A 19,462-nucleotide genomic window follows, 5' to 3' on the forward strand; every position below is an offset into this window, starting at 1 on the left:
GCGGATCACTCGCTTTCGGCTGACTCTTCGCCGCCGGAGTCTCCGCCGCGCGTCTTACGAGTTGCCTGAACCGATACCACAGGCGCATCATGTCCAACTCCGTGTTGCAGCGCAGCTGACTCTACTCCGCTAGGCAGGTGCAATTCGCTTATATGAACCGCTTTGCCAACATCAAGCTTAGAGACGTCGACATCGATATGGGTGGGCAGATCTTGCGGATAACACACGACCTCTATATCCAGCATATCGTGATGCAGAACACCGCCTTTCTTAACCCCGGGCGACACCTCCTCACCATGGATATGCAGCGGCACTTGGACAAAGATCTTCCTATCCGATTGGACTCGCTGCAGATCTATATGCTGCACCAAAGGCTTATAAGGATGGCGCTGCATGTCCTTAACGATGGCCTGGGTCTTCTCAGAGCCAATTTTGAGCTCCAGGATCGAAGAGAAGAAGCTCTCCTCCTCAAGCAACCTATACAACTGATCGTTGTCTATTGCCACCGGCTGTGGTTCTTTTCCTGCACCGTAGACGATTCCGGGCACCCGCCGTGCGCGACGTAAGCGGCGCATAGCCCCACGGCCGGTTTCGCTGCGCGGATGCGCGTCGAGCGTCATTTCCACCGTCATGATCTTACCAACTCCTAAATTTTATGTTCACTCAACGAAAAGCTCGCTGACAGACTCGTCGTTGCTCACTCGACGCATAGTCTCAGCAAGTATTTCCGCAATGCTCAACTGCCTAATGTTCGGGCACGCTGCCGCCTTATCACTAAGCGGGATACTATCACTTACCACCAGTTCATCAAGCCCCGAGGCGGCAATCTTGTTTACTGCATCGCCGGAGAGAACCGGGTGAGTTATATAGGCAACCACTTTGCGCGCGCCCCTATCCTTGAGCGCATTTGCTGCCTGACAAAGAGTCCCCGCAGTGTCCACTATATCATCCACGATTATGCACGTCTTATCTTCAACATCACCAATGATGTGCATTATGGACGACTCATTGGGTCGCGGCCGTCGCTTATCAATTATTGCCAATTCAGCGTCATCCAAACGCTTTGCTACAGCGCGAGCCCTTACAACTCCACCGACATCGGGGGAGACGACGACCTTGCGCGGGTATAGCTGCCTCCATATATCCCCGAGCAGGATCGGCGATGCATAGACATTGTCTACAGGTATATTGAAGAAACCCTGGATCTGGTCGGCGTGAACATCTACGGTTATGATTCTGTCGTAACCGGCCGCCTGCAGCATGTCCGCAACAAGTTTTGCCGATATAGGAACTCGCTGCGAGCGCGGCCGCCTATCCTGGCGAGCATAACCGAAATAGGGAATCACCGCAGTGACCCGAGCTGCCGAGGAACGCCGCAGCGCATCTACAATGGTCAGCAACTCCATGAGGTTGTCGTTAGCGGGACGACATGTAGACTGAACCACGAACACATCCTTCCCTCGGACATGTTCGTTGATCTCCACCATTATCTCGTCGTCACTGAACCGGTCTACTACGGCGTGTCCGAGACGTGCTTTGAGGTGGGCTGCTATCGCTTCGGCGAGGTGGGGATTAGAATTCCCCGTAAAAACCATCATAGGACCGTTGATATGCACGGCTAGACGTCCATCCCTCTACTCGGCAATCAAGAGTATATGGCTGGGGCGGCAGGATTCGAACCTGCGAATGCCGGTACCAAAAACCGGTGCCTTACCGCTTGGCTACGCCCCATTTGTCGATTGGTTGCTACTAAGCCCTAGCTTGGGCCAGCTCAAACTCAATAGCTGACTTCGCTATGCCCCTGCTGACAAAGCCACCCCATTTGGATGGCATGCTGTCCAGAGCCTCACGTGCCTCCGCCTCTTCTCCAAAGGGCACAAAGCAGCAGGCCCCCGTGCCACTCATACGAGCTCTGCCGTGCGAACTCAACCATTCTAACGCAGATTCGACTTCAGGCCAATGGGCTCGGACTACTGACTCACAGTCATTCCTAGCGTCGCCAGCTAGCAGGTCGCGTATTTTGATAGGAAGTGTGTCGCGTGTCAAACGCGGATCACAAAAAACTTGAGCCGTAGAGATAGCCACCCCCGGGTCGACTACCAGGTACCACTGCGATTCGGCAATTCTTTCCGGCAAGGGCTCCAGGATTTCCCCCACTCCTTGAGCCCAAGCGCTGTAGCCGCGGACAAAAACCGGAACATCGGCACCCAAACCAAGCCCAATCTGCGCTAAGCGATCGCGGCCGAACCCCAAGCCCCAGATATAATCTAAGGCGAGCAGAGCGGTTGCGGCATCGGAGGAGCCGCCTCCCAGCCCGCCACCAGCTGGCAATCGTTTCTCGAGCCATATGTCGGCTCCCAAGCATGTACCAGCTGCCGCTTGCAGAGCCCTAGCTGCACGAACCGTCAGATCATCTTCAGCTGCAACCCCAGGTATATCTTTGCACCTGATTATCTTAGTGTCGTCGCGCCGTCGCAGATGCACAACATCACAATGATCGAGCAGCTGAAAAGCGGTCTGCAACTCATGATAGCCATCTTCTCGCCTACCAAGCACGTGCAGAAATAGATTGATCTTGGCCGGCGCCGACCAACTGCTCCACTCACTCATCGTCTATCTGCCAGCTGGACAAGGCAACTCGTAACTGCTTCGCAGACTTTTGAATATCGATCCGTGACGGCATATATATCCCTTCAACACTCTCCCAACGCCTAAACTCAACCTGCCATCCATTCTGGACAATTTGCCGCGGGCGCCCCCGCGCATCGATATCCTTATCCCCCACCTCGAGTTCCTCGGCCGGCAAACCAACTATCCAGTAACGTAACGCCGATACGGGCAAGTCGTAGCCGGTATGCGTAGCGAACAGACTCTCCGGATCTGGCGCCGAATGCGCTTGCCCCGAGCCGTCATTGAGGACTACTGCGCCCGGCTGCCCACTCACCCTGACCGCACCGGCACCGAAGGGACCGGATAGGTTGATGTCGAAAACTTCATCGCGCTGCTGCCAGCGCAAACTCAGGGTAGCCCCTTCGCCATTCACACGTACCGCGGCGCGCCCACTCACCGACCAACGGAGTAAATCTTTGCGCTCCTCAACAAACTCAGCGTGAGCATCGGCGCGTTCTTCCTCGTCAACCAACAAAGCACAGCCAGAAGCGCCAAACAAGACGGCCAGAACAGCAACCACTGCCAACCGCCGCCAAGATATTGCCATCACCTAAAGCTCCTCCTTATCGACCTCGTAACGCTCAAGAGTCTCTTTCAACACACTGTGCGAAGAGTCAATCTCAACGGCTTGTCGCCATACTTGCTGCGCCTTGTCAGGCTTATCAAGTTCCCAGAGGAGCTCTCCGAGATGGGCACCAATTTCCGCATCTTTCTCTTGCTCCCAGGCGCGCTCCAGGTATTCCAGCGCCTCCTCCAAGCGCCCCAAACGATAGAGGACCCAGCCCTTACTATCCAGGATTGCCGCACTGGTAGGGCGCTTTTCTAACGCCTTGGTAATCAGCTCCAACGCCTCCTCGAGGTCGCGGTCGTTATCAGCCAATGTATAACCGAGAGCATTCATGGCGTGCGGGTCATCGGGCGCTAGCTCAAGGACACGGCGCAAATCTTCCTCGGCGCTAACATCATCGCCCATCATCGCCCGCAACACGCCCCGGCCATATAGCAAGTCGACATCTGTGCCGACCGCTTCGAGTGCCTCACTGTAAACCGCTAATGCCGCATCTTCCTTGCCCTTCTTACGAAGCAAGCGCGCTTTATCCATGGCGCTGCGCGGCAACCAATCTGACTCCTGCTCAAGCGCCAACTGATAAGCTCGGGCCGCGGCTTGGAGGGCTATAGCCGTGCGCCCCAATCGCTCTGCGGTTTGGGCCAGCACAATATGCCCTTGTTCTACCTCAGCGTGCTTATCTGCCAACCTCTTGAGAGTACTCAACGCCTTATCACTGTCATCGACACCATGCAAAAGAGTACTCTCAAGGAGAGCGAAAGCTCCTCCCTTAGCCCCCTGCCACCCATCGATGAATCTATCAAAATGGGCAACGGCTTCGTCTATATCCCCTCTGCGCAGCGCCACCATGCCCAGCAACTGGCCTGCCACCGCCCGATCTGGAGCGATATCTTGTAACCGCTTAGCTGCTAATTCGATGCTCTTATCGTCTTCGAGCAACACGGCCAACCGCACAGCCCTCTCAACCACACCCAGATCCTCGGTTAGCTGCATGGCGTCAATATAATGCTCCAGGGCCCAGTCTGGACGCTCCTTTTCCTTCGCCACCCCAGCAGCGAGTACATGCCGGATAGCCAAGGTTCGCTGATCAGGCTCCCAAGAGTCGACCTCTGCTATAGGTTGCTGCACTGCTCGCCGATCCTGACCCGGATGAGTACATCCAGCAACTATTGTTGCAACTGTTATAAACACAACGCTCACGGCACGCGGCAAACAGCGATGTGTCATCATCTAACCGAACCTCCCTAGGCTCTAAAATAGGCCTTCCAGTTATTTCTCAAGGCTTCCCCGAGCCCACCCAACTGCCCCGATGTAGAGGGCGCCGTCAATCCATCGTGGCGGCCCCATGACGCCATCCTTGACGCCAACCCTCACGATGGGGCAATTGAGTGGCTCCGAGGATACCTTTAGGGGTATCCTTGAGCACTGTATCCGGCTGCACACCAACCAACCCGGGCATTTTTTCGCAGGGCCAACTATTTACTCTAACAGTCGCCATTAGTGACAATAATGCTGTAAAGTTCTGATGGTGCCTAAACCAGCTAACGGATGCCAGCCTTATGCCATTATTCGCAATAGGACTTAACCACGAGAGCGCACCTGTGGCCGTACGTGAGAGCTTGGCATTCAATGCCGAATCACTGCCCGAGGCGCTCCAAAAGGCGAAGAGCGAGACCTGCGCGGAGGAAGTAGCCATCCTCTCCACTTGTAACCGCACAGAGATATATGTGCGCCTCCCGCACACCGATCCTGAGGTGGTCGTGGGCTGGCTCGCTCGCTATCAAGGGGTTGATTTGCGCAAGGTACGTCCGCATTTGTATGTGCGCCGCAGTACCGAGGCAATGCGCCACTTGATGCGGGTCTCCGCCGGCTTGGATTCTTTGGTCCTAGGCGAACCGCAAATACTTGGCCAAGTGAAGAGCGCTTACCAAAAAGCATCGTCTGCGGGCAGCTTGGGCGCGGTTCTAGACAGGCTATTCCAACACGCCTTTTCGGTAGCTAAACAGGTCCGCACCGATACCGATATTGGCTCTAACCCTATATCGGTAGCCTTTGCTGCCGTCACCATGGCAAGGCAGATTTTCGATGACTTTCCCAAGCGGACAGCCTTGCTTATCGGTGCAGGAGAGACAATTGAGCTTGTGGCCCGCCACTTAGCTCAAAACGGCATCGGCAACGTGCTTGTTGCCAACCGCAATGTCGAACGCGCTAAGCGTTTGGCTGAAGCCCATGACGGGGAGGCAATGGGGCTTAGTGACATGTCTCGCCGCCTTAGCGAGGCAGATATTGTGGTCTCCTCAACTGGCAGCTCCCTCCCAGTGCTTGGCAAGGGCAGCGTAGAAAGGGCAGTACGCGCACGCCGCCACCGCCCCATGTTCATGCTCGATCTGGCAGTGCCGCGCGATATCGAGCCTGAAGCCGGGGAAATGGATGATGTCTATCTGTATACTGTAGATGACTTGAGGGATGTGGTTGCTGAAAACATGCGCTCGCGCCAAGAGGCGGCACAACAAGCCGAGCAGATCGTCGAGCGCCAGGTGCACCAATATCTGCAGTGGCGCCGGGCACGAGACGCCGGAGAGGCTATCAGGACATTTCGCGAGCGCGCGCACAGCTATGCTCGTGCGACGCGCGCACAGGCAGCAAGGCGCATTGAGCGGGGCGACGACCCACATGAAGTGCTTGAGTGGATGACCCATACATTAACCCGGCGGCTCATTCATGCCCCCACTGTAGGGCTGAGGGCGGCGGCCGCAACTGGGGAAAACACTCGCATCAAACATGCATTACAGACTTTGGCAATTGATCAGCAAGTAGTAGAGAGGTCCGGTGAAGGAGACGATTCGCGACAAGCTGGAGAGGATGGCGGAGAGACACGAGGAGATTGGAGCGCAGCTAGCGGATCCTGATGTCGCCGCTGACCCATCGCAATTCACTAATCTTTCGCGTGAGTACTCAAGACTTGAGCCCGTAGTTCAAGATCTACGGGCCTACAACAAGGCTCGGGAAGACCTTGACGCCGCCAGGGCGATGCGTGAAGACTCTGACAAAGAGATAAGGGCCCTGGCAGAGGAGGAGTTCGCTAGCGCTGAAACTGAGCTGGAGAGACTAGAACAGCGCCTGCAGCAGCACCTTGTCCCAACAGACCCTGATGACGGTCGCAACGTCTTCCTCGAGGTCAGGGCTGGCACTGGAGGCGACGAGGCTGCACTCTTCGCCGGCGATCTGTTGCGCATGTATACCCGGTATGCTGAGCAACGAGGTTGGAAGGTTGAGGTCCTTAATGTCCGTCACGGCGAGCATGGTGGTTACCGCGAGGTAATAACCCGCATAGCTGGCAGGGATGTCTACTCGCGTTTGAAGTTCGAATCCGGCGTTCATCGGGTGCAGCGAGTCCCGACAACTGAGTCGCAGGGGCGCATCCACACTTCCGCGTGTACTGTTGCCATCCTTCCCGAGCTGGATGAAATTGATGCGGTAAGTATTGACTCTAACGATCTGCGTGTAGATACATTCAGGTCATCGGGTGCTGGCGGACAGCATGTCAACACAACTGACTCAGCAATCCGTATAACCCACCACCCTAGCGGATTAGTAGTTGAGTGCCAGGACGAACGCTCACAGAACAAGAACCGCGCCAAGGCCATGGCACTTTTGCAGGCCAGGCTCACAGAAAGGGAGCGCGAGCGTCAGCACTCTGAGCGCAGCGAGCAAAGACGTCTAGCAGTTGGGTCCGGTGACCGCTCAGAGCGCATCAGGACATACAACTTCCCGCAAGGTCGGATCACAGATCATCGCATCGGGTTGACACTGTACAAGCTTGAGCAAACCCTCAACGGCCAACTTGATGAATTGATTGACACCCTGATCCAAGAGAACCAAGCCGACCTGCTAGCTGAAATCAACGAGGCGACGAACTAGCCCCACCACGGCCGAGGGGCTCGGGTCGGCCAAGTCGCCGCCGCCGCCCAGAAATGGACCGCAGAGCCAGCAAGCCACTGGATCAAAAGACAATATCTCTTTTAACCCAGAAAGCTTGCTTACCATCCACCGGTCATGCTACCCGCTGACGTTCACGTATCTCTTCGAGCGATTTACAATCAATGCATAGGGTTGCGGTAGGCCTAGCTTCAAGGCGGCGTAGCCCTATCTCAATCCCGCACTGGTCGCAGTAGCCGTAATCGCCTCTGCGTATGCGCTCCAGAGCTTGATCGATCTTTCGGATTAGCTTGCGCTCCCGATCGCGGGCGCGCAGTTCGAGAGCGAACTCCTCTTCTTGAGTCGCACGATCAGCCGGATCGGCGTGATTATTGGCATCATCACGCATGTGATGGACAGTGCGCTCGACCTCTTCCTGAAGCTCCCGCTTCCAAGCCTCGAGCAACTCGCGAAAGTGATCAAGCTGCTCATCACTCATGTACTCTTCTGTCTCCCCGGCCTGATAGGGTTCAAAACCCTGAACCGGAAATGCATGTCTACTCGGCGCCATTCCTCATCCTCCTCCCAAACAGCTGCCTGCCTGTGGTCACAGAAGCCCCCTACTACCGGCAACCTCGCCCCAGGCTAGGCCATCAGCCTTAACCTCCAAACGGTTACATGAGTCGCATACTCAAGTCAATCTTAAATAATCAAAGCTGACGCAACGGCAGATGTTCGCGTAGCCCGTCTGCCGTCTTGCGCAAAGACTCCTCAGTAGCCGGCCAATCAATGCAGGCGTCAGTAATTGAGACGCCGTACTCCAGGTCGGCAGGAGAATCGCCCATCTTCTGCTTGCCCCAGCCTATATTGCTTTCCAGCATCACGCCGAAAATAGACCTGTTTCCATCAACAATCTGATGAACAACATCCTGCAGTACCGTAGGCTGCAGCCCTGGATCCTTGTTCGAGTTGGAGTGACTACAATCAATGACAATACGAGGCGGCATCCCGGCCTCTGCCAATGCTTGCTCGCAAAGACGGACACTCACCGAGTCGTAGTTTGGCTGCTGGCCACCGCGCAATACTACGTGGCCATACTGATTGCCCTTAGTACGGATTATCGTTATGCGGCCTTCTTGATCAATCCCCAGGAAACTATGCGGCGAGGAAGCCGATTGCAGCGCATTAATGGCTACTACCTGACTGCCGTCGGTGGCGTTTTTAAACCCAACCGGGGTAGAAAGTCCGCTAGCAAGTTCGCGGTGGGTCTGTGACTCCGTAGTGCGCGCCCCGATGGCCGTCCATGAGACGAGATCGCCATAGTATTGTGGGGCTATGGGGTCAAGGGCCTCGGTTGCTGTCGGCAAGCCCATAGAGGTTATTTGTAACAGCAGCTCTCGAGCCTGTCTTAACCCCTTATCGATTTGGAACGAGTCATCCATGTCAGGGTCATTAACAAGACCCTTCCAGCCGGTTGTTGTGCGCGGCTTTTCGAAATACACCCGCATGACCAAGTAGACGCTGTCGGCCAACTCATCATGCAGTTTTTTCAGGCGACGGGCATAATCGAGCGCAGCGTCCTTGTCGTGGATAGAACATGGCCCCACCACCGCAAATAGGCGCTTGTCCCTGCCATCAAGAATGTCCCTAAGTATCTGCCTGCTCTCTAAGACAGTATTTCGGGAGGTTTCATCCAGTGGCAACTGCTCTTTGATCTCAGCCGGCGAAGGGAGTCGTTCGCCCGCAGCCACATTTACGTTATTGACGTTGTCAGTTTCTATGTTAGATGGCATACATATCCCGTTGGCGGCTCGTTAATTCCTTTGCCTCCGCCCCCAACGGCCAGAATAATCGCTGCCAAGCAGAAGGCCAGTTAGGAGCACATCAAAAGGCAATAGTACTTAGCTAAGCGGTATGCCATCAAGCAAATTTTAATAGTTGCCTACACTTCGCTGTTCACCAACCATTTCGTATATCGGGGAACTCCCGGCAACAGTCTGCTCATCAACCACAATCCTTTTCACTGCCCCCTCGGCAGCAGGTACCGCAAACATCGGCTCGAGCAATATGTCTTCCAACACGGCGCGCAAGCCGCGAGCGCCGGTTCCCCGCTGATAGGCGCGTCTGGCTACAGCTTGCAATGCCTCATCTGTAAAGACAAGCTCACAGCCATCCCGCAGCAGCATGGCCCTATATTGCTCTACCAGAGCATTGCGCGGCTCGATCAGGATCCTTGTCAAGTCATCTACATCAAGGCTGTTCAGCTGCTCTACTACCGGCAGTCGACCAACCAATTCAGGGACTAGTCCAAAGGCTTGTAAGTCATTGGCCGTAGGAGTCGACTCCCCCTCTCCCAGGTCATCTAGGCAAGCAGTGAAACCAACCCCTTGGTAGCCAGCAGCTCTACGACTGGCGTCATTTAGCCCTTCAAAAGCGCCACCACATATAAAGAGCACATCGCGTGTATTAACAAGCAATTCGCGCCTATTGCGCCCGGGAACTTCAACTCTCACGGTGCGCCCTTCAATCAGCTTGAGCAACGCCTGCTGCGCCCCTTCACCAGAGACATCTTGCCTGCTACTTGTAGAATCTCGAAGCGAGAGCTTGTCGATTTCATCGATATAGACTATGCCCCGCGAAGCCTTTTCCGGGTCATGGCCGCAATTTTCAAGCAAGCGCAGAGCTATACTATCGACGCTCTCACCGGCGTAACCTGAAGCTGTGAGGGTGGTTGCGTCTATCGCAGCAAAAGGCACATCAACACTACGTGCCAAGCATGAGGCCAGGTAACTCTTGCCGGTTCCACTAGAACCGATAAGCAGAATGTTGCTCTTGCCTATCTCAACGTCTTCACCGCGCGCAGCCCAAACCAGGCGTTTATAGTGATTGTATACCGCTACTGCGAGAACCTTTTTGGCGCGCTCTTGGCCAACAACATAGTCATCCAGGGTTTTGCGCAAAGCGCGGGGCGCGGGCAGGGTCTCCAGGATTCGCTCTTGGCGCTGGCGGCTATCCTCCTGCAGGGCCTCGTTGCACTCATCTAAGCAGTGTTCACAAATATAGGCTTCCTCGCCCCCAATCAACGGCCCGGCAACGTCCTCCTCCTGCCCACAAAAGGAACAACGCCGGATGCGCTCTTCATCTAAGTCGCGCCCGTCGTAATCGTAGCCGGGCAGCCCCGGCAACCAGATTTCGCCAAAAGATGATCGCCGCATCGATCAGCTCCCAAATTCAATAGCGGATTCATCCTATTAAGCGGCAAGTCATTCGAAAGCTTGAGGCCAGGCCATGCGACTCAGGAGGAGTTTATGGGTTTCCTGATATAAAAAAAGCTGGCCCCATGGCCGGGTGAGCCACTATAATGACCATATGGATAGGAAATTGCTCAACATACTCTGCTGCCCGGTAACCAAGCGCCCCTTAGAGCCAATGTCAGCTAAGGATATTGAGCTCGTGAATCGGCTTGTCCGTGAAGGGAAACTTAACTACTTCGACGACGCTCAGGTAGAACATGAGCTGAGCGAAGCGCTTGTGACTGACAACCGGAGCCGCATCTATCCGGTCGAAGATGGCATACCTGTCATGCTTGAAGAGCGCGGCATACCTGGCTCTGTGCTGCAAGATGGGGGCAGTCCTAGCCCCTAATACAGGGCAGCCGAGCTATCGGGCGGTATCTTCATCAGACTACTTCGCCCCGTGGGCTCGCCAAAACGGCTCAATCTCTGCGCTTGCTTGTCCCTGTCGAGAAGTTGACACCGTTTAAACCACCAGATGGAGGAGTCACTGTGCCATCCAAATAGCCATTACTCGGCGCGCAGGAGGCCTGCAGATACTCCCGTTATCGTGGCAGAAAGGACGTTTTGACATCGCTTGGTGAAGCCTTAAAGAAGGGCGAAAGACTTTTAGAGGATCTTTCGTCAACGCCGCGCTTGGATGCGGAGCTGTTACTTTGCCACGTATTGGGCAGACCGCGCAGCTATCTCTACGCTTATCTCGAGCAGCAATTTGATGAGACCACACGGCAGGCATACCTGGCACTTATAGAGCGCCGCAGATGCAAGGAGCCGGTGGCATACATCCTGGGCACTTGTGAATTTTGGGGGCTAGAACTTGAAGTCTCCCCTGCTGTACTAATCCCGCGGCCAGAAACGGAACACCTAGTTGAAGCAGCTATCGCCGTATTGCCTCACGCCGGGAGACTACTTGACCTCGGCACCGGCAGTGGGGCAATAGCTCTAGCAATAGCCCAATCCCGCCCTGACGCACAGGTTAACGCCTTAGACTCTAGCCAATCAGCGCTAGCCATTGCTCGCAACAACCGCGACCGCCTCCGGCTTAACCACGTTGATATTCGCTTAGGCGACTGGAACACGGGGATAAGCGGCAGCTATGATGTGATTGTGGCTAATCCTCCCTACGTGGAAGAGATAGCAGATGAATGGTCCAGCGGGTCACTCCAATGGGAACCGCGAGAGGCACTGGCAGCTGGTTGCGACGGGCTCGCGGCAATCCGCAAGCTCATCCCGGCTGCCCGTGGCGCCTTGGCACCACAGGGCTATCTGCTCATTGAGCACGGCGCCTCTCAAGCCGCAGCAGTGAGGGCCATCCTCGCCGCTGAAAATTTTCATGCCATCGAGACCATCCGCGATTTAGCAGGATTGGAGCGAATCACTCTAGGCCTTGTGAACCAATGAATGATGAACAGCTACTGCGGTACAGCCGCCAAATACTCCTGCCGCAAATAGATGTCGCAGGCCAACAACGCCTGCTTTCAAGCACTGCCTTAATCATTGGGGCCGGCGGCCTGGGCTCACCAGTCTGCATGTACCTCGCCGGGGCAGGAGTAGGCAAGCTGATCATCGCCGATGGCGACACAGTGGAGCTAGCCAATCTTCAAAGGCAAATTGCTCACACAACAGCTGACATTGGCCAGCCAAAGTCCAAATCAGCAGCCAGCGCAGTATATAATCTAAACCCCGAAGTCATTACTAATACTCTACCTGCCCTTAACGACCACGAACTGATATGTGAGCAAGCCCGACGGGTTGACCTGGTCATTGACTGTTCCGACAACTTCGCTACCCGTTTTGCAGTAAACCGAGCCTGCCTTGCAACCGAGAAACCTCTAGTCAGCGCGGCCGTAATCCGCTGGGAACTGCAAGTTGCTACCTTTAGCCCCACAGGAGAGCCCTGTTACCGCTGTATCTTTGGGGGAGGTGATGTAAGCCATGAAGGGTGTAGCGACAACGGTGTAATCGCGCCATTACCCGGCATCGGCGGTAGCATCCAGGCATTGGAAGCAATCAAACTGCTTGCCAATGCCGGTGAGCCACTAATCGGCAGGATGCTGGTTATGGACACGCTATCTATGCGTACCAGGACCCTCAAGGTGCCGGCTGACCCGAACTGCCCCAACTGCGCAAGAGAGGGCGGTTAGTGGTATCTTTCACTACCCGGCGTAGCACTATCGGCGAGAGCGTGCTCGACATCAACCCGATCATACCGAAAAGCCGCCCCACAGAACTCACAACGCACTTCGACTACACCTGCCTCGTCGAGGACCTTGTCAATCTCCTCGCGTTCAAGCCCACGTAAGATTGAGGCAATACGCTCGGCAGAACAGCGACACCTAAAGTAAAGCTCACGAGGCTCAAAAACTCGCACCGTCTCCTGGTGGAAGAGCTTATGCAACAGCTCCTCAGACCCGGTCTCCAAGAGCTCACGCTCACTCAGAGTAGCTGCAAGATGACCTACTCTTTCCCAGGCGTCTGGATCTACCGCAGGTGATTCACCTTCGCTAGTTTTCTGTGGCATGCGCTGTAATAGCATACCGGCGGCGCGGGCACCATCACTCGCGAGGAAAAATCGGGTTGGTAACTGCTCAGAATCGCGGAAATAGGTCTCCAGGGTTGCCGCCAAGCCTTCTTCCTCGGTGCCAACAACGCCCTGGTAGCGCTGCCCATCTTCGGGCTCTATGGTGATAGCCAGGCGCGCATTACCGCAAAGTTGATGCAGCCCACCCCGCTGCGGCTCCCCCTGATAACGCACAGTACCTCGCATAGCCCCATCTCCATCTGCATGAACTAGCAACAAGGAGATAGCGGCGTCGTCATCACCATAAACCTGCAATGTCAGCTGACCCTCAAGCTTGATAGTTGCGCGCATCAGGGCACATGCGGCCAATGCCTCGCCAAGCAGGCGCGCAACCGGCAGAGGGTACTGGTGATGCTCACAGGCCGACTCTAGTACAGAGTCGAGTTCGACTACCTCACCGCGAATATCAGCTTCATCAAATAGAAAACGTTGGCAAGCGTCGGTCACGATTGATCCAGTTTATTTTTGAGTAACTCATTTACCTGCTGAGGGTTAGCCTTACCCCCAGAGGCCTTCATAACCTGTCCGACAAAAAAGCCGAACAGCTTATCTTTACCAGCTCGGTACTGTTCTAGCTGCTTAGGGTTGTTAGCAATAACCTCATCGACCATCTCTTCAATCGCCGATGAATCGGTAACCTGTTTTAGTCCCTTAGCCTCAATGACCTCATCGGGTTCGCCCTCGCCTGCCCACATGGCCTCAAAAACATCCTTAGCTACGCGCCCCGAGACCGTTTCGTCTTCGATACGCGCCACCAAACGTCCCAGCATCTCTGGGGTGACTGGAGATTCAGTAAGGTCTAACCCATCTTTGTTCAAGTAAGCGAGCAGCTCGCTCATAACCCAATTAGCCGTCCTTTTTGCAAACCCCCCTGACTCGGTCACCGCTGACTCATAGAAGTCGGCCAACTCTCGGGTAGCGGTCAAGACCCCGGCATCGTAGGCAGGGAGTCCGTGCTCCTCGATGAACCGGTTACGCTTCTCATCGGGCAGTTCAGGCAGCGTCTCCCGGACTTCGGCTACCAGCTGTTCGCTCACTTCAACCGGGAGCAAATCGGGCTCCGGGAAGTAGCGATAATCGTTGGCCTCTTCCTTGGTGCGCATTGAGCGGGTAACGCCCTTGTCGACATCGAAAAGGCGAGTCTCTTGGACTACCTCACCCCCGCCTTCAATAACATCGATTTGGCGTTCCACTTCATATGCCAATGCCCGCTCGACAAAACGGAATGAATTGAGATTCTTTAACTCAGCGCGGGTACCAAACTCTTCCTGGCCACGCGGACGAACAGAGATATTGGCATCACAGCGGAATGAGCCTTCCTGCATGTTGCCATCACAGATTTCTAGGTAGCGGACCAAGGCATGGAGCTTCTTCATGTAAGCGGCAGCCTCCTGCGGCGAACGCAGGTCAGGCTCGGACACAATCTCCATTAGTGGTGTGCCGGCACGGTTTAGATCCACCCCGGTCATACCGTGAAAATCTTCGTGCAAAGACTTCCCGGCATCCTCTTCCAGATGAGCCCGGGTAATACCGATACGCTTGGTGCCGCCATCGTCGAGTTCTATATCTAGGCTGCCACCTTCAACCAGCGGCAAATCGTACTGAGAGATCTGATAGCCCTTGGGCAAATCAGGGTAAAAATAGTTTTTCCGGGCAAAGACCGAGCGGGGTGCTATATGTGCCCCTACCGCCAAACCAAACTTAATGGCCATGCGGACAACTTCGGCATTTAACACCGGCAGAACTCCTGGCATCCCAAGATCAACCGGACATGCCTGCCTGTTGGGTTCGGCGCCGTAAGCCGTAGAGGCGCCCGAAAAAATCTTACTTTTTGTGGCCAACTGGACGTGAATTTCAAGGCCGATGACGGTTTCCCACTGCATGGGCGATATAGCTCCAGTTTTTGTATGCTTAGATTACTCTTTCGTACGCACGAGACGTTAGGCGAAGCAGCTGCCGCCCAACGGCAACTGCTTACTCAAAGCCTTCGGGCACGAGTCTATGCCAATCAGTAAGCTGCTGATACTTATGGGCCACATTGAGCAAGCGAACTTCATCGAAGTGGCCACCAATTAGCTGCAACCCTACCGGTCGGCCGCGCGAGAAACCGGCTGGTATCGACATGCCAGGCAAGCCGGCAAGGTTAACTGCCAGGGTGTACATATCGGACAAATACATCTGAACCGGGTCGTCGCTTCGCTCGCCTATGTCAAAAGCGGGGGTCGGCGCAGTCGGTCCGGCGATGACATCCACCTTCTCCAATGCCTGGCTAAAGTCGTCTGCAACCAATCTACGTATCTGCTGCGCTTTACGGTAGTAAGCGTCGTAGTAGCCGGCCGATAGAGCATAGGTGCCTACCAGTATCCGCCTTTTTACCTCTTCACCGAACCCTTCTGCTCGGGTGCGCTTATAAAGATCTTCAAGCCCCTGAGGATCTGCGCAGCGGTGGCCGTATCGAACACCATCATATCGAGCAAGGTTAGAAGAGGCCTCGGCCGGGGCTATCACGTAGTAAGCAGGTAGGGCCAAATCCATATTCGGCAGGTCCACTTCTATTAACTCGGCCCCCTCTCCCTGCAAGACCTCAAGCGCCGCCTCTACCCGGGATCGCACATCGGCGTCCAGGCCGGTACCGAAAAACTGTGCCGGAACGCCTACCTTTACCCCCCTTATGGAACGGTTCAGCCCCTCGGTGTAATCGGGCACAACATGATCAACACTGGTCGAATCGCGCGGATCGAAACCTGCCATCGCACCTAGCATCAAGGCCAAATCCTCGGCAGTACGGGCAAACGCCCCACCCTGATCGAGACTAGAGGCAAAGGCGATCATGCCATAACGAGAAACCCGGCCATAAGTGGGCTTGAGCCCACAAACCCCGCTAAGCGCTGCTGGCTGGCGTATCGATCCCCCCGTATCAGTGCCCGTTGCCGCGGGAACCAGACGCGCGGCAACCGCGGCCGCTGAGCCTCCGGATGACCCGCCGGGTACTGCATCAAGATCCCAGGGGTTACGCACCGGGCCAAAATAACTGGTCTCGTTTGAGGAGCCCATGGCGAACTCATCCATATTCGCCTTGCCAAGCACAACCGCGCCAGCCTCAGCCAAGCGCTCTACAACCGTCGCGTTGTAGGGCGCTTCAAAATTGGCAAGCATCCGTGACCCGCAAGTTGTCGCGACACCTTCGGTACAAAAGATATCTTTGTGGACGATCGGCACCCCGGTCAGTGGACCGCAGTTGCCGGAGCGGATCCGCTCATCAGCCACTTCAGCGGCTTGTCGGGCACGCTCTGCAGTGATTGTAATCAAACTATTGATTTGCGGTTCAACCTGCTGGACTCGCTCGAGAAGCGCCTCGGTGAGTTCGCAACTCGTAACTTCCCCAGCTCGCAGGGCCGCAGAAATCTCAGCTACTGTCTTTCGGTGCATGGATTCTCGGATTCCGTTAGGAGTTATTCGACTACGCGCGGGACCAAATATAGACCGGCCTCAACCGCCGGCGCGCCGGACTGGTAATGCTCACGCCTATCATCCTCGGTTACCTCATCAGGGCGCAAACGCTGGGTGGCATCCAGAGGATGGGACATTGGCTCTACGCCTGTTGTATCGACCGAATTCATCTGCTCAACAAAGCCGAGAATCTCGGACAGGCTGCTAGCGTAGTCTGTGACATTGCGTTCCTCAATGCCTATACGGGCTAGATGGGCGATGACTTTGACCTCTTCAGCCTCAATCGCCATGACAATCTCCTCGGGGTGATAATTTGCGGGATATTATTTTCAGATGCAAATCTACCACAGCCCTTCTCTTGCCCAAACCCCTTTACACTGCTAGATTGGGCGACTTAAGGTTTTCTCTAGGGCTAGGGCATGTTCAAAGGAATAAGAGGACTCTTCTCGAACGATCTGTCAATAGATCTGGGCACGGCCAACACGCTTATCTATCTGCGGGGCCAAGGCATTGTGCTTAGCGAGCCCTCAGTGGTCGCAATCCAGCAGGATAGAGACGGCGGAAGCAAACGGATTGCTGCGGTAGGTGCTGAAGCAAAAGCGATGCTGGGCCGCACTCCCGGCAACATTCGTGCTATACGCCCGCTCAAAGACGGCGTCATAGCAGACTTCACCGTTACCGAGAAGATGCTGCAACATTTCATTAAGAAGGTGCACGAGGCACGCTTCTTTAAGCCCAGTCCGAGAGTCCTAGTCTGCGTGCCCTGTGGCTCGACCCAAGTGGAGCGGCGCGCTATTAGGGAATCGGCAGCAGGCGCCGGCGCCCGGGAGGTCCATCTTATAGAAGAGCCCATGGCCGCAGCTATCGGCGCCAACATGCCGGTAAGCGAAGCAAGTGGTTCCATGGTCGTGGACATCGGCGGCGGCACATCTGAGGTCGCGGTGTTATCGCTCAATGGCATTGTCTACTCTGCGTCTGTACGGCTCGGAGGCGATCGATTTGATGAGGCGATCGTCAATTACGTACGACGCAACTACGGTATACTCATTGGTGAATCGACCGCTGAGCGTATCAAACAAGAGATAGGCACGGCATTCCCAGATACCGAGGTACGCGAGATAGAAGTGCGCGGAAGGAATCTAGCCCAAGGCGTGCCGCGGAGCTTTTCACTGAACTCAAACGAGATCTTGGAGGCCCTTCAAGAACCCCTCTCAGGGATAGTTTCAGCATTGAAGACGGCCCTCGAGCAAACCCCTCCGGAACTTGGTGCTGATGTTGCCGAAAGGGGTATCGTGATAACTGGTGGCGGCGCTTTGTTGCGCAACCTTGAGCGCCTCTTTATGGAAGAGACGGGCTTGCCAGTGCTAGTAGCAGAGGAACCACTTACCTGCGTAGCCCGCGGCGGCGGTAGGGCCCTTGAGTTGATGGATGAACGCGGCGCTGACCTGTTTGTAAGCGAATAAAGTAAAAGTTTTTTGTGGTGACACTTCAACTCTGGGCAAGGTTGGAGTGGATTAAATAGCAAATCTTGAGTAACAACATACTGAGCACACAGAGGCTCGGGGAACTATCAAACCGTTATTTCTACAGCGACCGTCGGCCGCAACCAGGTTGTTCCTGCTAGCCACGGCGTCCGTTTTGTTGATGGCCTTAGACCACCGGGAACATCTTATAGAACCGGTAAGAGAGGCGATGTCGGGTATTGTCTACCCGTTGAGGATTGTTGTCGACGCTCCATTTGCTTTAGCGGATAGCGGCTCCAGATGGCTTACCACCCGGCAGTCGCTTTATGCCGAAAACCATCAACTACGCACCCAAAACCTCCAACATCAGGGGCGCCTGCAACGCATGGAAGCTCTCGAGAGAGAAAACCAACGGTTACGCCAACTCCTCGACTCATCGCAGCGCGTTGAGAGTGAAGCAGCCATAGCGGAACTGATCCGGGTAGACCTGGACCCTCACTCCCACCTAGTAGAGATAAACCGCGGCACAAATCACGGGGTATTCATCGGCCAACCGGTGATAGACGCGGACGGTGTCATTGGCCAGATTGATAGAGTAGGGCCTTTTTCCGCTACTGTCAGGCTAATATCTGACGCAAGTCATGCCATCCCGGTTGAGGTCAATCGCAACGGGTTGCGAACTGTCGCCCGCGGCAGCGGCGACACCCAGCAACTTGAACTAGCGAACATCCCCACGAATGCAGATATTCGCGAAGGGGATTTGTTAACGGCTTCCGGATTAGGCGACACCTTCCCCCGTGGCTATCCGGTCGCCTATGTCTCGCAGGTGGTCAGTGAGCCGGGCGAGCCATTTGCGCGAGTACTAGCAAGGCCTGCTGGAAACCTTGATAGGAGCCGCAAGTTGTTGCTGCTTGAGAGTCGCCAAGAAACCAATACCGAGGATAAAGCGAAAACCTCTGAGCAAGAGCAAGCTGAGGAGGTGAACAATTAGTGACCGGTTACAGGCCTAACAGCGGTGCAGGGATAATCCTGCTTAGCTTTATCCTTGCGTTGATGCTAACTATTTCACCGATTCCATGGGAGGATCGGCTACCAGACTGGTTCAGCGGGCTACGCCCAGAGTGGACCGCTCTCGTACTTTTGTATTGGAGCTTGGCTGTTCCAGAAAGAGTAGGAGTAGGCTGCGGGTGGCTAGCAGGACTCTTCCAGGACGCTTTACTAGGCACCCTACTTGGCCAACACGCATTGGCTTTTGCAGTCATTGCATATTTCGCTATACGTTTGCATAAACACCTCCGCATGGTCCCAGTCTGGCAACAATCGTTAGTGGTGCTCGGGCTGTTATTTCTCGTTCAAATATTACTATTCTGGATCAATGGGATAATTGGTAGACCGTCTCCCGACTGGCAGGTGTGGACTTCACCTATAATCGGGGCCTTCTTGTGGCTGGCACTCTTCCCTTTTATGCGTAACATACGCCGACGCTATAATATACAATGAGAAGATTGTCCCAGGTTAT

General features: G+C 55.1%; 20 protein-coding genes and 1 tRNA gene. 8 read left to right on the top strand and 13 right to left on the bottom strand.

Features of this window, described 5'->3' with window-relative positions; genetic code table 11:
• Positions 1-5 precede the first annotated feature (5 nt).
• The 6 genes from HH1059_RS12040 to HH1059_RS12065 form a co-directional block, all read right to left on the bottom strand.
• Positions 6-632, bottom strand: coding sequence for a 50S ribosomal protein L25/general stress protein Ctc (locus HH1059_RS12040; RefSeq protein WP_096406373.1), 627 nt, complete (start codon positions 630-632; stop codon positions 6-8).
• A 27-nt stretch (positions 633-659) separates the two neighbouring features.
• Complete coding sequence (locus HH1059_RS12045) at positions 660-1,598, bottom strand: ribose-phosphate pyrophosphokinase (RefSeq protein WP_096406376.1); 939 nt, start codon at positions 1,596-1,598, stop codon at positions 660-662.
• A 58-nt stretch (positions 1,599-1,656) separates the two neighbouring features.
• A tRNA-Gln gene (locus HH1059_RS12050) sits at positions 1,657-1,731 on the bottom strand.
• A gap of 18 nt (positions 1,732-1,749) precedes the next feature.
• Complete coding sequence (ispE, locus tag HH1059_RS12055; protein ID WP_096406378.1) at positions 1,750-2,610, bottom strand: 4-(cytidine 5'-diphospho)-2-C-methyl-D-erythritol kinase; 861 nt, start codon at positions 2,608-2,610, stop codon at positions 1,750-1,752.
• Positions 2,603-3,217: a lipoprotein insertase outer membrane protein LolB gene (gene lolB / locus HH1059_RS12060; protein ID WP_096406381.1), complete on the bottom strand. Its 615-nt coding sequence runs from the start codon at positions 3,215-3,217 to the stop codon at positions 2,603-2,605. Before lolB ends, ispE begins: the two co-directional genes overlap by 8 nt.
• A gap of 3 nt (positions 3,218-3,220) precedes the next feature.
• Entirely contained in the window at positions 3,221-4,468 is a 1,248-nt protein-coding gene (locus HH1059_RS12065; RefSeq protein ID WP_096406383.1) for a tetratricopeptide repeat protein, read from the bottom strand.
• Positions 4,469-4,797: 329 nt separating this feature from the next.
• Between HH1059_RS12065 and hemA the strand changes: the two genes are divergently transcribed.
• On the top strand, positions 4,798-6,147 hold the full coding sequence (gene hemA, locus HH1059_RS12070) for a glutamyl-tRNA reductase (RefSeq protein WP_096406385.1): 1,350 nt from the start codon (positions 4,798-4,800) through the stop codon (positions 6,145-6,147).
• A complete protein-coding gene (gene prfA / locus HH1059_RS12075) occupies positions 6,068-7,159 on the top strand; it encodes a peptide chain release factor 1 (RefSeq protein ID WP_096406387.1) in 1,092 nt (363 codons plus the stop codon). The genes hemA and prfA overlap by 80 nt, the downstream gene beginning before the upstream one ends.
• Before the next feature lie 133 nt (positions 7,160-7,292).
• Here prfA and dksA read toward each other — a convergent pair whose 3' ends face one another.
• The 3 genes from dksA to clpX all read right to left on the bottom strand — a co-directional run bounded on the left by dksA (position 7,293) and on the right by clpX (position 10,371).
• On the bottom strand, positions 7,293-7,727 hold the full coding sequence (dksA, locus tag HH1059_RS12080) for an RNA polymerase-binding protein DksA (RefSeq protein WP_096406390.1): 435 nt from the start codon (positions 7,725-7,727) through the stop codon (positions 7,293-7,295).
• Between the two features lie 139 nt (positions 7,728-7,866).
• Positions 7,867-8,949, bottom strand: a complete 1,083-nt coding sequence (locus HH1059_RS12085) for a 3-deoxy-7-phosphoheptulonate synthase (RefSeq protein WP_096406393.1) — start codon at positions 8,947-8,949, stop codon at positions 7,867-7,869.
• Positions 8,950-9,087: 138 nt separating this feature from the next.
• Positions 9,088-10,371, bottom strand: coding sequence for an ATP-dependent Clp protease ATP-binding subunit ClpX (clpX, locus tag HH1059_RS12090; RefSeq protein WP_096406396.1), 1,284 nt, complete (start codon positions 10,369-10,371; stop codon positions 9,088-9,090).
• 166 nt (positions 10,372-10,537) lie between these two features.
• Here clpX and HH1059_RS12095 point away from each other — a divergent pair, with 166 nt between their 5' ends.
• From HH1059_RS12095 to HH1059_RS12105, 3 genes are all read left to right on the top strand, one after another.
• Complete coding sequence (locus HH1059_RS12095; RefSeq protein WP_231901956.1) at positions 10,538-10,801, top strand: Trm112 family protein; 264 nt, start codon at positions 10,538-10,540, stop codon at positions 10,799-10,801.
• A 215-nt stretch (positions 10,802-11,016) separates the two neighbouring features.
• Positions 11,017-11,850 carry a peptide chain release factor N(5)-glutamine methyltransferase gene (gene prmC, locus HH1059_RS12100; RefSeq protein WP_096406401.1) on the top strand — a complete coding sequence of 278 codons (834 nt, stop codon included), beginning with the start codon at positions 11,017-11,019 and terminating at the stop codon, positions 11,848-11,850.
• Positions 11,847-12,593 carry a HesA/MoeB/ThiF family protein gene (locus HH1059_RS12105; protein WP_096406404.1) on the top strand — a complete coding sequence of 249 codons (747 nt, stop codon included), beginning with the start codon at positions 11,847-11,849 and terminating at the stop codon, positions 12,591-12,593. The genes prmC and HH1059_RS12105 overlap by 4 nt, the downstream gene beginning before the upstream one ends.
• On the opposite strand, the gene hslO is transcribed toward HH1059_RS12105, so the two are convergent.
• From hslO to gatC, 4 genes are all read right to left on the bottom strand, one after another.
• Positions 12,590-13,477, bottom strand: a complete 888-nt coding sequence (gene hslO, locus HH1059_RS12110; protein ID WP_162549546.1) for an Hsp33 family molecular chaperone HslO — start codon at positions 13,475-13,477, stop codon at positions 12,590-12,592. The genes HH1059_RS12105 and hslO overlap by 4 nt on opposite strands.
• A complete protein-coding gene (gatB, locus tag HH1059_RS12115) occupies positions 13,474-14,913 on the bottom strand; it encodes an Asp-tRNA(Asn)/Glu-tRNA(Gln) amidotransferase subunit GatB (protein ID WP_096406410.1) in 1,440 nt (479 codons plus the stop codon). Before gatB ends, hslO begins: the two co-directional genes overlap by 4 nt.
• 91 nt (positions 14,914-15,004) lie before the next feature.
• The gene (gatA, locus tag HH1059_RS12120) at positions 15,005-16,459 is read right to left on the bottom strand and encodes an Asp-tRNA(Asn)/Glu-tRNA(Gln) amidotransferase subunit GatA (RefSeq protein ID WP_096406412.1); all 1,455 of its coding nucleotides are present in this window, start codon (positions 16,457-16,459) and stop codon (positions 15,005-15,007) included.
• Positions 16,460-16,482: 23 nt separating this feature from the next.
• Positions 16,483-16,770, bottom strand: coding sequence for an Asp-tRNA(Asn)/Glu-tRNA(Gln) amidotransferase subunit GatC (gene gatC, locus HH1059_RS12125; RefSeq protein ID WP_096406414.1), 288 nt, complete (start codon positions 16,768-16,770; stop codon positions 16,483-16,485).
• A gap of 129 nt (positions 16,771-16,899) precedes the next feature.
• On the opposite strand from gatC, the gene HH1059_RS12130 reads away from it, so the two are divergent.
• The 3 genes from HH1059_RS12130 to mreD all read left to right on the top strand — a co-directional run bounded on the left by HH1059_RS12130 (position 16,900) and on the right by mreD (position 19,443).
• Positions 16,900-17,943 carry a rod shape-determining protein gene (locus HH1059_RS12130; protein ID WP_096406417.1) on the top strand — a complete coding sequence of 348 codons (1,044 nt, stop codon included), beginning with the start codon at positions 16,900-16,902 and terminating at the stop codon, positions 17,941-17,943.
• Positions 17,944-18,049: 106 nt separating this feature from the next.
• Complete coding sequence (gene mreC, locus HH1059_RS12135) at positions 18,050-18,934, top strand: rod shape-determining protein MreC (protein WP_096406420.1); 885 nt, start codon at positions 18,050-18,052, stop codon at positions 18,932-18,934.
• Entirely contained in the window at positions 18,934-19,443 is a 510-nt protein-coding gene (gene mreD, locus HH1059_RS12140) for a rod shape-determining protein MreD (protein WP_096406423.1), read from the top strand. Before mreC ends, mreD begins: the two co-directional genes overlap by 1 nt.
• Positions 19,444-19,462 lie beyond the last annotated feature (19 nt).

It is taken from the genome of Halorhodospira halochloris (assembly GCF_002356555.2).
Lineage (GTDB): Bacteria > Pseudomonadota > Gammaproteobacteria > Nitrococcales > Halorhodospiraceae > Halorhodospira > Halorhodospira halochloris.